13 protein-coding genes are annotated in these 12,694 nt (G+C 39.5%); 12 read left to right on the plus strand and 1 reads right to left on the minus strand.

Annotated elements, in window-relative coordinates; genetic code table 11:
* Nucleotides 1-7: 7 nt before the first annotated feature.
* Nucleotides 8-1,264, minus strand: coding sequence for a diaminopimelate decarboxylase (gene lysA / locus V4D30_RS02820; RefSeq protein ID WP_353684735.1), 1,257 nt, complete (start codon nt 1,262-1,264; stop codon nt 8-10).
* 82 nt (nt 1,265-1,346) lie between these two features.
* Here lysA and V4D30_RS02825 point away from each other — a divergent pair, with 82 nt between their 5' ends.
* The 12 genes from V4D30_RS02825 (at nt 1,347) to nuoH (ending at nt 12,685) form a co-directional block, all read left to right on the plus strand.
* Nucleotides 1,347-3,290, plus strand: coding sequence for an aconitate hydratase (locus V4D30_RS02825; RefSeq protein ID WP_353684736.1), 1,944 nt, complete (start codon nt 1,347-1,349; stop codon nt 3,288-3,290).
* Nucleotides 3,291-3,805: 515 nt separating this feature from the next.
* The gene (locus V4D30_RS02830; protein ID WP_353684737.1) at nt 3,806-4,216 is read left to right on the plus strand and encodes a universal stress protein; all 411 of its coding nucleotides are present in this window, start codon (nt 3,806-3,808) and stop codon (nt 4,214-4,216) included.
* Nucleotides 4,217-4,237: 21 nt separating this feature from the next.
* On the plus strand, nt 4,238-5,506 hold the full coding sequence (locus tag V4D30_RS02835) for a sulfite exporter TauE/SafE family protein (protein WP_353684738.1): 1,269 nt from the start codon (nt 4,238-4,240) through the stop codon (nt 5,504-5,506).
* A 2-nt stretch (nt 5,507-5,508) separates the two neighbouring features.
* Complete coding sequence (locus V4D30_RS02840) at nt 5,509-5,898, plus strand: sulfite exporter TauE/SafE family protein (protein WP_353684739.1); 390 nt, start codon at nt 5,509-5,511, stop codon at nt 5,896-5,898.
* Nucleotides 5,899-5,914: 16 nt separating this feature from the next.
* The gene (locus V4D30_RS02845) at nt 5,915-8,002 is read left to right on the plus strand and encodes a molybdopterin-dependent oxidoreductase (protein WP_353684740.1); all 2,088 of its coding nucleotides are present in this window, start codon (nt 5,915-5,917) and stop codon (nt 8,000-8,002) included.
* A 12-nt stretch (nt 8,003-8,014) separates the two neighbouring features.
* Nucleotides 8,015-8,521, plus strand: a complete 507-nt coding sequence (locus tag V4D30_RS02850; RefSeq protein WP_353684741.1) for a 4Fe-4S dicluster domain-containing protein — start codon at nt 8,015-8,017, stop codon at nt 8,519-8,521.
* The gene (locus tag V4D30_RS02855) at nt 8,505-9,029 is read left to right on the plus strand and encodes an NADH-quinone oxidoreductase subunit B family protein (RefSeq protein ID WP_353684742.1); all 525 of its coding nucleotides are present in this window, start codon (nt 8,505-8,507) and stop codon (nt 9,027-9,029) included. Before V4D30_RS02850 ends, V4D30_RS02855 begins: the two co-directional genes overlap by 17 nt.
* Nucleotides 9,011-10,216, plus strand: a complete 1,206-nt coding sequence (locus tag V4D30_RS02860) for an NADH-quinone oxidoreductase subunit D (protein ID WP_353684743.1) — start codon at nt 9,011-9,013, stop codon at nt 10,214-10,216. Before V4D30_RS02855 ends, V4D30_RS02860 begins: the two co-directional genes overlap by 19 nt.
* Nucleotides 10,213-10,782, plus strand: a complete 570-nt coding sequence (nuoI, locus tag V4D30_RS02865; RefSeq protein ID WP_353684744.1) for an NADH-quinone oxidoreductase subunit NuoI — start codon at nt 10,213-10,215, stop codon at nt 10,780-10,782. The genes V4D30_RS02860 and nuoI overlap by 4 nt, the downstream gene beginning before the upstream one ends.
* Nucleotides 10,783-10,790: 8 nt before the next feature.
* Nucleotides 10,791-11,174: an NADH-quinone oxidoreductase subunit A gene (gene ndhC, locus V4D30_RS02870; RefSeq protein WP_353684745.1), complete on the plus strand. Its 384-nt coding sequence runs from the start codon at nt 10,791-10,793 to the stop codon at nt 11,172-11,174.
* Nucleotides 11,159-11,692 (plus strand): NADH-quinone oxidoreductase subunit C, encoded by a 534-nt coding sequence (locus tag V4D30_RS02875; protein WP_353684746.1) that lies wholly within the window; start codon nt 11,159-11,161, stop codon nt 11,690-11,692. Before ndhC ends, V4D30_RS02875 begins: the two co-directional genes overlap by 16 nt.
* Complete coding sequence (gene nuoH / locus V4D30_RS02880; protein WP_353684747.1) at nt 11,693-12,685, plus strand: NADH-quinone oxidoreductase subunit NuoH; 993 nt, start codon at nt 11,693-11,695, stop codon at nt 12,683-12,685.
* Nucleotides 12,686-12,694 lie beyond the last annotated feature (9 nt).

Consider the following 12,694-nt stretch of genomic DNA (forward strand, 5'->3'; position numbering starts at 1 on the left):
GTTCCCATTAGAGTAAATCCTCCGGTATGATTTCATTCTTTATTAAATCTTTATAGGTTTCACGCTTTCTTATTAAAGCATAATGTTCTCCTTTTACAAGCACTTCCGCAGCTCTTGGTCTGCTATTATAGTTTGATGACATACTGAATCCGTAGGCTCCTGCGCTCATTACAGCAAGATATTCTCCTGGAGAGAGTTTTTCAATTTCTCTATCCTTTGCAAGGAAATCGCCTGACTCGCATATAGGACCAACAATGTCTGCCACAATTTTTTGTCTTTTTCCCTGGGTTACTGGCAAAATTTCATGATAGGAGCCATATAAAGTAGGCCTCATAAGATCGTTCATGCCTGCATCAACGATTATGAAATTCTTTACGTCTGTTTGTTTTGTATATAAAACCTTTGTAACGAGAATTCCGGCATTTCCAACAATCGATCGCCCTGGTTCAACTATTAATTTGCCTTTCTGATTTTTAATAAGAGGAATTAAGGCATTTGCAAGATCTTTTGGATGAGGAGGTTCTTCATCTTTATAGGTAATTCCAAGACCACCGCCAATGTCAATATATTCTATATCCACATCTGCCTGAACAAGTTTTTCGTAAAGTTCAAGGAGTTTCCTCAATGCCTCTACATAAGCGTCTGTTTCTGTAATCTGTGAGCCAATATGTTTATGGATTCCGATTATTTTTATATTTTCAAGAGACTTTGCCACTTTGTAGTATTCAACTGCCTTAGATATAGGGATTCCGAATTTGCTTGTTTTCAAGCCTGTTGCAATGTATTTGTGTGTTTTTGGATCAATATCAGGATTTATTCTTAAGGCAACTCTTGCCTGTTTTTTCAGTTTTTTAGCTATTTCGTTAATTTTGTAAAGCTCTAATTCAGATTCCACATTGAACATGAGAATATTATTTTTAATCGCATACTCTATTTCTTCATCGGTTTTCCCAACTCCTGCGAAAACTATTCTGTAAGGTTTTATTCCTGCTTTTAATGCCCTGAAAAGTTCTCCTCCAGATACAATATCTGCACCAATTCCAAGCTCAGCGAAAAGACTTAGTATTGCAAGGTTTGAGTTCGCTTTTACAGCATAGCATATAATGTGAGATATCTCGCAGAAGGCTTCTTCATAGGCTCTTATGTGTCTTATTAAAGTGCCGTAGCTATAAATATAAAGAGGAGTTCCAAACTCTTTTACTAACTCTTTAACAGGCACATCCTCTACAAAGAGTTCTCCTTTTTTGTAGGTGAAAAAGTGCACGACATCCTCCTTTTTTGAATTTTTATGAAGTATAATATTATACTAAATTTTTCAGAGGTTTGTAATACGAAAGGAGGATTCAATGGGAAAAAATATTGTGGAAAAAATAATGGAATCCCATCTTGTATCTGGTAAATTAAAGGAGGGAAGCCTCATTGGGGTAAGAGTTGATCAGGTTTACACTCAGGATGCCACAGGCACAATGACATGGCTTGAATTTGAAGCAATCGGACTTGATAGAGTAAGAGTGCCTCTTGCTGTTTCCTATGTGGATCACAACATGCTTCAGAGTAATTTTATGAATGCCGATGACCATTTATTTTTAAGAACCGCTGCAGCTCGTTTTGGTGCCTATTTTTCCAGACCTGGAAATGGTATATGTCATCAGGTTCATCTTGAAAGATTTGCTGCTCCAGGTTTAATTGCCCTTGGCACAGATAGCCACACACCAACAGGTGGCGGAATAGGAATGATCGCAATAGGAGTTGGTGGTCTTGAGGCAGCCTCTGTTATGGCAGGAATGCCTTTTGAGTTCACCATGCCAAAAGTTGTTCGGATAAATCTTTTAGGAAAGCTCAGAAGACCCTATGTTACTGCTATGGATGTTATTCTAACCTTGTTAAAAATGCTTTCTGTTAAAGGAGGAGTAGGGAAAATATTTGAATACGGTGGATCAGGTGTTAAAGACCTTTCTGTAACTGAGAGAGCAACGATAACAAACATGGGTGCAGAACTTGGTGCGACCACCTCTATTTTTCCAAGTGATGAAAATACTCTCAGATTTCTCAAAGCTCAGGGAAGACAGCATCAATGGATACCTCTTGAAGCTGATGAAGATGCAGAGTATGCTGAAATTATAGAAATTGATTTATCAGAAATACAACCCATGATAGCACAGCCACACAGTCCTGACAATGTGGTGCCTGTAAAGGACATTAAAGAAACAAAGGTTCATCAGGTATGCATTGGCTCCTGTACAAACTCTTCCTACAAGATGATGAAGACAGTTTCATCAATTCTCAGGGGAAGAACAGTTCACGAGGATGTAACTCTTTTCATAAATCCCGGTTCTAAGCAGGTTTATGAGATGCTTGCCCATGAAGGAGATATTGAAAACATGATTGCAGCTGGAGCAAGAATTCTTGAATCTGCCTGTGGTCCCTGCATTGGAATGGGAGGAGCACCTGGAAGCGGTCAAGTCTCTATTCGTTCCTATAACAGAAACTTTAAAGGAAGATCAGGAACAAAGGATGCCTTTGTGTATCTTGCCTCTCCAGTGGTTTGTGCTTTAACAGCTATTAAAGGTGAGATAGTTGACCCCTTTGAAACAGACATCTCTGTGGAGGAAATCAATGAACCTGAGTCTTTTAAAATAAACGACAATATGCTCATTTCACCCAAAAAAGATAAAGATATTAAAATCATTAAGGGACCAAATATAAAGGAAGTTCCTGTAAAAGAGCCTCTTGAAAATACCATACATGCTCAGGTTCTACTTAAGCTTGGAGATAACATAACAACCGATGACATACTCCCTGCAGGTACTCAGGTTCTGCCTTACAGATCAAATATTCCTGAAATATCAAAGTTTACCTTTAAAAATCTTGATGAAAACTTTTATGAGAGGGCTATGAATGCTAAAAGCAAAGGTGGAGGAATCATTGTAGGCGGTGAAAACTACGGGCAGGGATCATCCCGTGAGCATGCAGCAATTGCACCAATGTATCTTGGCATTAAAGCTGTTATTGCTAAATCTTTTGCAAGAATTCACCGTGCAAATCTAATTAACTTTGGTATTCTACCACTTATCTTTGTTAATCCAGAGGATTATGAGAAAGTGGAGCAGGGAGATATATTAAAAATCATTGATTTGATTTCGGGAGTCAAAGGTTCGCAAAAATATGTGATTTTCAATGAATCAAAAGATAGTTCCTTTGAAGTATATTCCAACTTAAATGACAGGGAAAAGGAGCTGATACTCAACGGAGGACTTCTTCCCTATGTAAGAAAAAAAGTCAGTCAGTAAAAATTAACTGCTGTCCCATTTGGGACAGCAGTCCTTTCCTTTTGTCCAAAAAAGCACATCTTTATTTTAATTTTTCTTTTATTTTTCAAAGAGTTATTATCTGGCAAGTCATTTGCTTCTTCGTCTGCTAAGCAGGCTCGGAATGACAAAGAAAGGTTCGGGATTACAATAGAGAAACGAAATGATGCTTTTTTGTTGTCATTCCGAGGGTGGCATTCCACCCGAGGAATCTTTGACATGTTCCGATGCTGAAAGAGGAGGAGATTCCTCGCTTCGATCGGAAATGACAAAGAAAAAGTCGGAACGACAAAGAAAAAGAAATTGGAACGACAGGGAGAAAGTTTGGAATGATATTAAAAAAGCTCGGAACGACAAAAAAGGTTTGGAATTATAAGAAATGCCTGGAAAGATGAGCAGAGGCAGTTGAAAATTAAGGATGTTTGTAAATTCTTGATTTTCAAGAGTTTGCAAGTTTTTGATAAGTCTCGAAAATCCTTAAAAAAGGGGGGTTAACTATGGAGAAAATTTTAGTATGTTTTGATGGTTCAGAATGGTCAAAGAAGGCACTTGAGGAAGCTATAAAGCTTGCTCAAAAATTTGGCTCACAAATTACTGTTTTATCAGTAGTTCCGAAGGTATGCTTTCTTGAAATTGGCATTGACTGTGCAACTGTTGAGAGCATTTTTAAAGCTGAAGTTGAAGGTAATCTCAGACGAGCACAGGAAATTCTTAATGAAAGGGGGATGAAAGGAGAAACAGTTATTTTAGAAGGTACTCCAGCAGATGTAATAGTTGACTATGCAAACAACTATGATTTAATTGTAATTGGCTCAAAAGGTAAAGATGCTACAGAAAGAACGCTTTTTGGAAGTGTCACTCAAAAAGTAGCTGCCAATGCTACTAAATCAGTTTTAATCGTAAGATAATAAAATTTTGGAGGAGGATTTATGAAACGAGTTTTAACAGTTATTACAGTTTTAGCTGTCATTTTATCTTTCTCAATGGTTTATGCACAGAAGCCTGAAGAGACTAAACAGCCAGCCAAACCAGTGGAAACTAAGCCAGCAGAAGTAACACAGCAGGCTAAACCAGCTGAAGCAGTAACAGTAAAGGTGGACAAAAATCAGCTTTCAGGTGGTGGCAAGATAACCATCACCGGTAAAGCACCAGCAGGAAAAGATGTATATATTGAAGTATGGTCAGAGAGGACTGTGAGAGCTGCAAGACTTGATGCAGACCCTGATCCAAAAACGGGCAAAAGACCTTACATCTTTTATATGACCGATGAAATGCCTGGCTTTTACAAACTTATAATTCCAGAAAAATACAAATCTGTGCTTGAAGAGGCAAAAAAGGAAGGTAAAAAATGGAGTGTATCAAAGGTTATAAAGGATGCAGGTGCAGATGCTGTTTATGGATATCCTGCAAAGATAAAGATTGACAGATATCAGACCTCTCTCTGGGCAAGCATAATTGGTTCAAGAGGACAAAAGCTTGATCCTATGGATGAAAAGGAGAATAAGAAGAGATCCATGCAACTTCTGAAGGCAAGATTTAGAAGCGTGGGTGCAATATTCTCATCTAATCTTAAAATTGAAGAGGATGGCAGTTTCAAGGCAACAGTTGAGATTCCATCCAATGCAGCTCCTGGTAAATATTTTGTAGTAGCAAAGGTTGACAAAGATATTAAAAGTGAGCCAGTGGTAGTAGAAAACTCCATCAGCTTTCCCAGTGTCTATCTACCAAATGCTGGTAGAACTGTTAATGTAATATGGCCATTCCTTCTTACAGCAGCGATTACCACATTCGGAGTTTTAATGGGTGCTGGCGGTGGTTTTATACTTAATCCCATTCTTGTAATGCTTGGACTTCCCCATACAGTGGTTGCAGGAACAGTTATGCCAACAGTTCTTTTCTCTCAGGCTACTGGTATATACAACTACTCAAAAATTAAATTTATCAGCTGGAAGCTTGGAGTAACACTCGGACTTGCCATGCTTGTCGGTGGATTTATAGGACCAAAGCTTACAGAGCTCATAACTCTTGACCAGTATAAGTTCTTGTTTGGCTGGGTTTTAATAATTCTTTCAGCTTTGATGCTGTGGCAGACAACACCAAAGTATCTTGAAAAGAATAAGAAAGAGCAGGCAATTCTCAAAGAATTTAAGAAGAGAGCTGAAGAAGCAGCAAAGAAAAAACAGCAAGGAGGTAAGTAAAGATGAAAATAGAATTCTGGGGACAAGAATTTAAAGTAAATCTTGCTATTGGAATACCCGGTGCGTTTTTGATTGCTATTATGTCTTCCATGTTTGGATTTGGTGGAGGACCGTTTATGGTTCCACTTATGGCAGTAGGATTGAGGCTTCCCATATATGTCATTGTAGGTAGCTCTCTTCTTGCTATATTTTTTAATACACTCATGGGAACTTTTAGGCATTATGGGTTTGGTAACTTTGACTTAATATTTTTCCTCATAATGTTCCCTGCAGCAATTCTCGGTGGATATATTGGGCCAAAGATCGCAAAGAGGCTGGATCCCATAACCGTTAAAAGAGTTGCCTGTGCTGGACTTTTAATTCTTGCTCTGCAGCTACTTGGCGTGTTTTAAAAAGGGGGGATTCATTATGAAGACCTCTGTATTCAGTATTTGCGGAATGTGTTCAGCAAGGTGCCCAATTAGAGTTGAAGTAACTGATGGAAGAGTTACCTGGATAGAGGGAAATCCTTATGTACCTGGCATGGAGGGTAGCCTCTGTGCCAGGGGCTCTGCTGGTCTGGCACTTCTTTATGACTTTGAAAGACCTCAGTATCCAATGATAAGAACAGGACCAAGAGGCGCAGGACAGTACAAACGGGCAAGCTGGGATGAGGTATTTGCCTATATTGCAGAGAGAGTACAGACACTTCAGTCCCAGTATGGTAAAAGAACCGTTGCTCTTCTTGACAGAGGTGCAGGACTCTTTGGTCAGATGCAGAGACTTATTGTGAGAGGGATGGGATCTCCCAACTACTTCAACCATGATGATCTCTGCCGAAAAAATGTAGACCTTGCCTATCAGAGTTTGCTTGGGTATGGAAGACCTGAAGTTGGCTATGACTGGTCAAATGCAAAGCATATTGTTCTTTACGGAAGAAATGCTGTTGAGGCTTTGGCAGTAAGAGAGGTAAACAACATTGTAAAAGCGCTTGAGAACGGTGCAAATCTTACATACATTGATGTAAGAGCATCAAAGACTGCTACAAAGGCAACAAGGTATCTTCAGATAAGACCTGGCACTGACTATGCTCTTAATCTTGCCCTTATCCATGTAATTGTCAAGGAAAACCTTTTTGACAGAGACTTTGTTGACCGATTTGTAACAGGACTTCCTGAGCTTGAAAACTTTATAAAACCCTATACACCTCAATGGGCTGAAAAGGAAACAGGTATTCCAGCCTATGAAATCATCTCTTTTGCAAGACAGCTTGGTGCAGATAAACCCCGTGTAATTTTCTATCCGGGATGGTTTGCTGCAAGATATATGGATGCCTTTTATTTTGCAAGGTCTGTAATAATACTGAATGCTCTGCTTGGCAGTATTGAGCAAAAAGGTGGTTTAATACTTGCCAAGACACCCAAAGAGGTGGGGGCAAAAGGACTTAACAGTCTTCTTGAAAGAATTCCCGCACCAGAGGAAAAAAGAGTTGAGGCAGAGGAAGGAAAAGGATTTCTTTATGATGGTGCAGGACACATTCTTCATCTTTACAGAGCAATAAAAACAGGACAGCCCTATCCTATAAAAGCTCTCTTTGTGGTAAGATATGATCCCTTTGCAGGAATACCCCATAAAGATATTGAGGAGATACTCAATGGAGTTGAGCTTCTTGTAACTATTGATGTTAACTACTCTAATACATCTTATTATGCTGATGTCATTCTGCCAGAGTCCACCTATCTTGAGAGAAGCGATATTCTTGGTATGCAGAGAGGTGCAAAACCCGCTTTTGTAATGAGGCGTCAGGCAGTCAAGCCTCTTTATGATACAAAGGCAAGATGGGAGATCGTGAAGGGTATTCTTACTGCCTATGGTGCTGGAGAATACATGCCATATGAGAGCATTGAAGATATATGGAACTATCAGCTTGATGGAACAGGAGTAAAGATTGAAGATTTTGATAAGACAGGTCAGGTTGCCCTCTGCAAAGATGCCAAGATGTATTCAAGGGATGAGCTTAAGTTTAAGACACCCTCAGGCAAAGTAGAGATTTTATCCAGCAAGATGGCAGAAAGAGAAGTCCCATTTTTCTACGAACCTCCGAAAATTTCTAAACCAGATACTGAAAATGGTGAATTCAGGCTTGTTTTCGGAAGAATGGCAGTACATACCCATGTTCAGACGCACAACAATAAATATCTCAATGAGATTGTGCCAGAAAATGAACTATGGATAAATGATAAAGTGGCAGCAAGACTGGGTATCAAGAATGGTGACTGGGTTGAAGTCTCCTCTGGTGATTTCTCAGGAAAAATCAGGGCAAAGGTTACACCCTTTATACATGAAGAGGCTGTATTCATGTACAGAGGTTTTGAAAATGAAGTGCCCTGGAAGAGTCGCTCCTATGGAAAAGGATTAAATGAGGGAAGACTTCTTAAAGGAGCTTTTGACAGAATGGCACATGGTAGTCATACTGGTGCTCTCTTTGAAAACTTTGTGAAAGTTAAAAAGGCGTAGGGAGGTGAATGAATGAGCATCTATTACATATATCAGGACCATGACAGATGCATTGGTTGCTATGCCTGTGAGGTTCACTGTAAAACAAAAAATGAGCTTCCTGTTGGTCCAAGACTCTGTAGAATAATTGAGACTGACATTAAGCTAATTGGCGGACTTCCTCGTCAGAGATTTGTCTTTATGCCCTGTTTTCACTGTGAAGACCCATGGTGTGTGAAAGCCTGTCCAACAGGAGCAATGCAGAAGCGCCCAAAGGACGGAATAGTTTTTGTTGAGCAGTCTTTGTGTGTGGGATGCAAGTCCTGCATTACTGCCTGTCCATGGGGAGTCCCTCAGTGGAATCCTGAAACAGGTAAAGTTGTAAAATGCGATTACTGCAAGGATAGAGTTGACCAGGGGCTTAAGCCAGCCTGTGTAACTAAATGCACTACAAAAGCATTGAAGTTTGTCTCTGCTGATGAGGCTTCACGACTTAAGAGAGAGAGATTCGTAAAGGACACTTATGCCTCTTTATACTGATAAAGAAAACATTATAGAAGTAGAAGAGGACACAAAGATAATAAGGGGTAGTAATGTAATAATTACTACCCTTGATAAAGTTGTAAACTGGGGCAGGTCAAACTCACTCTGGCCCCTTACTTTTGGATTAGCTTGCTGCGCTATAGAGATGATGGCAGCAGGCGCATCCCATTTAGACCTTGATAGATTTGGTATTCTCTTCAGAGCATCACCCCGCCAGGCAGATTTGATAATTATAGCTGGAACAGTTACATACAAAATGGCTCCCATTGTAAAAAGAGTCTATGATCAGATGCCAGAGCCAAAGTATGTGGTTGCCATGGGAAGTTGTGCCTGTACAGGTGGAATTTTTAATACCTATAGCACTGTTCAGGGTGCAGACCAGTTTTTACCAGTTGATGTTTACATACCAGGGTGTCCACCAAGACCAGAGGCTTTAATGTATGGATTGCTTAAATTAAAGGAGAAAATTATGAAGGAGCATGGAAGATGGGGCAGCTGGAAATAGAAAAGATTACTGAGACAACCTTTGTCCTTCAGATGGGACCCCATCATCCTGCCACTCATGGAGTATTAAAACTTCTCTGTGAGTTTGAAGGTGAAAGGGTGATAAAAATTACTCCTGATGTGGGTTATCTTCACAGAGGAGTGGAAAAGCTTTCTGAAAATAAAACCTATCCTGGTGCAATGACTCTTACTGACAGGCTTGATTATATATCAAGCATGACAAACAACATCGGATACTGCCTTGCAGTTGAGAGGTTGATGGGTATTGAGCCACCACCGAGAGCAAAGTTTATAAGAACTATGGTTGCAGAGCTAACAAGGCTGAGCAGTCATTTACTCTGGCTTGCAACCCATGCCCTTGACATTGGTGCAATGACAGTGTTTCTTTATGCCTTCAGAGAAAGGGAGCAGATACTCCAATTTTTTGAAAAAATATGTGGAGCAAGGCTTACTGTATCCTATCCAAGAATTGGTGGCGTAAGGATTGATGTAAAACAGCATGTGCTTGATGAGATTTATAAATTCATGGATGTCATGCTTCAAAGAGTTGATGAGTATGAGAGCCTTCTTACAGAAAACCGTATATGGCTTGCAAGAACAAAAGGAATAGGTATTATTACTGCAGAAAAAGCCATTTCAATGGGACTTACAGGTCCTGCTCTTCGTGGCTCAGGTGTTTACTATGACATAAGAAAGCATCTTCCCTACGATGCTTACAGTGAAGTGGATTTTGAAGTACCTCTTGGAGAAAATGGGGATACCTATGACAGGTATTTATGCAGAATTCGTGAAATGAGGCAATCAGCATTGATTGTAAAACAGTGCATTGAAAAGATGCCTGAAGGAGAGATCATCTCCAATAGCTCCCCTGATCTGGATATGCCTCATCAGCTAAAAAGAAAAATTGAACCAGATGACTCTCTATGGAGTGGTTTTATTGCCTTCAGTGAAGAAAAGCAGGAGATTATGCCAAAGGGAGAGATATATTCAGCCATTGAAGCCCCAAAGGGAGAGCTGGGCTTTTACATAGTGAGCGATGGCTCTGGAAGACCTTATAGAATGCGGGTGAGAGCACCTTCTTTTATTCATATCTCGGCAATTCCAGAACTCTGTGAAGGTCATTTACTTGCGGATGTTATTACAATTATTGGAACTCTTGACATTGTTATGGGAGAGGCAGACAGATGAATAAACTACTTAAAAAACTTCTTTTCATTGACCTGCTTAAAGGCATGCTCATTACATTTAAGACAATGTTTACAACTCCCGTAACCATTCGTTACCCAAAGCAGAAAAGAGCCCTTGAACCTGGATTCAGAGGAAGACACGCCTTTGTTCGAGATCATGAAACAGGAAAGGAAAAATGCGTTGCTTGCACAAAGTGTGCCCAGGTCTGCCCGAGCCAGTGCATTTACATTGATTACGCAATTAACAATGATACAGGGGCAAGAGTTCTTACAAAGTATGAGATAGATGCATTAAGATGCATATTCTGTGGTTATTGTGAGGAAGTATGTCCTGTTAATGCCATTGTGCTTACAGAGTTTTTTGAGTATGCCTCATATGACAGAGAGAGCAATTACTTTAACAGAGAAAGCCTTCTAAAAAACTGGGATGAATTCATGAAGCAATATGAAGGAGAGGATTACATAAACAAATTCTGGTATCTGCAGGGAATCAGTCGTCATAGACTTCCTGCAGGTAAAAGACAGCCTATAGCTGTTTTAAGGGCAATAAATATTAAAAACACATAGGAGCTGCAATGATGGAACCAGGTAGCTACATTCCATATAAATATTTGCCTGTTTTTATTGTAATGTTTTTTTCCACTGTTTTTGGATTGGTGGGACTTACTGTTAACAAAATTTTAGCACCAAAAAAATTCAATCCCATTAAATTCACTGCCTATGAGTCTGGTAATCCACCGAGTGGAGATACAACAGAAAGATTTTTCATTGGATTCTTTCTTCTTGCCATCCTTTTTGTGGTCTTTGATGTGGAAGTCATATTCCTTTATCCATGGGCAGTTGCCTTTCATTTAATATCTCTTGAAGGCTTCTGGGTGATGATTATTTTTATAGGACTTATTTTAGTGGGCTACATTTATGAAATTTTCATAGGAGCACTTACATGGCACAAGAAGTAATGGAAAGTGTAAAAGCTACAGAGAGCTCCCTCAAAATTGCAAAGCTTTTAAAGGAGAAGTTTGCCAATGAGGTGATTGATATAAAAGAGTTCAGAGGACAGGTTTCAGTGACTGTAAAAAGGGAAAAAATCAAAGAAATTCTGAGATATCTCAAAGAAGAACAAGGATTTAATCATATACAGGATCTCTGCGGAGTTGACCTTTATCCAGCGGAGCCAAGATTTGAGGTTGTCTATAATCTTTACAGTATCTGCAGAAGGCTGCATTTAAGGATTAAGGTGAAAATTTACGAAAAAGAGCCTGAAATAGAGAGCGTTACTGAGCTATGGAGTGGTGCAAACTGGCATGAGAGGGAATGCTTTGATATGTTTGGAATAAGATTTACAGGGCATCCTGACTTAAGAAGAATACTCATGCCAGAGGACTGGGATGGACATCCTTTGAGAAAGGATTATCCTTTGAGGGGCAGAGAACTTTGGAGAGGATTTAGAGAGATTATTGATGAGGAGACTAAATAGATGATTGAACTGTTAATAATGATCATCAAAACAGCCATTGTTTTTGGAGTGGTTCTCACCCATGTTGCTTACACAACCTATGCAGAGAGGAAAATCATTGGAAGGGCTCAGGCAAGAATGGGACCAATGGAAGTGGGACCTCACGGACTGCTACAGCCCGTTGCAGATTTCATAAAGATATTTTTCAAAGAAGACATTGTGCCAGTGAATGCTGAAAAATCCATATTTAAGATTGCCCCGGTCATAGTGCTTGTCTTTACCATGATAAATCTTACTGTTATACCCTTTGACAGAAACTTTATTCTTGCTGATCTCAACATAGGATTGCTTTTTATCTTGGCCTCTGCATCCATATCTGTTTATGGAATTATTCTTGCTGGATGGTCATCAAACAGTAAGTATTCTTTCCTTGGAGGAATTCGTTCTACCAGTCAGGTTTTAAGCTATGAGATTGCTCTTGGTTTGAGCCTTGCTGGAGTAGTTCTTGCTGCTGGCTCACTTAATTTAAGAGAAATTGTAATTGCCCAGTATAACACTGCTTTAGGGATATATGCCATTCCACAAATAATTGGATTTATCGTATTTGTAATTGCAGCTTTCGCAGAAACAAACAGAGCACCCTTTGATCTTCCAGAAGCTGAAACAGAGCTTGTAGCAGGCTATCTCACTGAATACAGTGCCTTCAGATATGCTCTCTTTTTCCTTGCAGAGTATGTGGCGATGTATATTATGGCATCTCTCTGTGCTTTATGTTTTCTTGGTGGCTGGACCATACCCAGATTTGTAACGGACATTATCCCATTTCTTGAGAAAGTTCCAGGAGTAATCTGGTTTGCTATAAAGGTGTATGCCTTTATTTTTCTTTACATATGGGTCAGAGCAACTTTTCCAAGATACAGATTTGACCAGTTGCTTAATATTGGATGGAAGGTGCTTATTCCTGCTGCAGTTGTGAATTTGTTAATTATTGCTTTTGTTAAAAAGTTTATTTAGAGGGACGAA

It is taken from the genome of Thermodesulfovibrio sp. 3907-1M (genome assembly GCF_040450955.1).
GTDB classification, from domain to species: Bacteria; Nitrospirota; Thermodesulfovibrionia; order Thermodesulfovibrionales; family Thermodesulfovibrionaceae; genus Thermodesulfovibrio; species Thermodesulfovibrio autotrophicus.

What these genes read in the sequence shown, in the direction of transcription:
- V4D30_RS02840 (WP_353684739.1), top strand. Translation starts at nt 5,509, where the DNA reads ATGAAAATAGAATTCTGGGGACAAGAATTTAAAGTAAATCTTGCTATT.
- V4D30_RS02835 (WP_353684738.1), top strand. Translation starts at nt 4,238, where the DNA reads ATGAAACGAGTTTTAACAGTTATTACAGTTTTAGCTGTCATTTTATCT.
- nuoH (WP_353684747.1), top strand. Translation starts at nt 11,693, where the DNA reads ATGATTGAACTGTTAATAATGATCATCAAAACAGCCATTGTTTTTGGA.
- V4D30_RS02830 (WP_353684737.1), top strand. Translation starts at nt 3,806, where the DNA reads ATGGAGAAAATTTTAGTATGTTTTGATGGTTCAGAATGGTCAAAGAAG.
- ndhC (WP_353684745.1), top strand. Translation starts at nt 10,791, where the DNA reads ATGATGGAACCAGGTAGCTACATTCCATATAAATATTTGCCTGTTTTT.
- V4D30_RS02875 (WP_353684746.1), top strand. Translation starts at nt 11,159, where the DNA reads ATGGCACAAGAAGTAATGGAAAGTGTAAAAGCTACAGAGAGCTCCCTC.
- V4D30_RS02855 (WP_353684742.1), top strand. Translation starts at nt 8,505, where the DNA reads ATGCCTCTTTATACTGATAAAGAAAACATTATAGAAGTAGAAGAGGAC.
- nuoI (WP_353684744.1), top strand. Translation starts at nt 10,213, where the DNA reads ATGAATAAACTACTTAAAAAACTTCTTTTCATTGACCTGCTTAAAGGC.
- V4D30_RS02860 (WP_353684743.1), top strand. Translation starts at nt 9,011, where the DNA reads ATGGGGCAGCTGGAAATAGAAAAGATTACTGAGACAACCTTTGTCCTT.
- V4D30_RS02850 (WP_353684741.1), top strand. Translation starts at nt 8,015, where the DNA reads ATGAGCATCTATTACATATATCAGGACCATGACAGATGCATTGGTTGC.
- V4D30_RS02825 (WP_353684736.1), top strand. Translation starts at nt 1,347, where the DNA reads ATGGGAAAAAATATTGTGGAAAAAATAATGGAATCCCATCTTGTATCT.
- V4D30_RS02845 (WP_353684740.1), top strand. Translation starts at nt 5,915, where the DNA reads ATGAAGACCTCTGTATTCAGTATTTGCGGAATGTGTTCAGCAAGGTGC.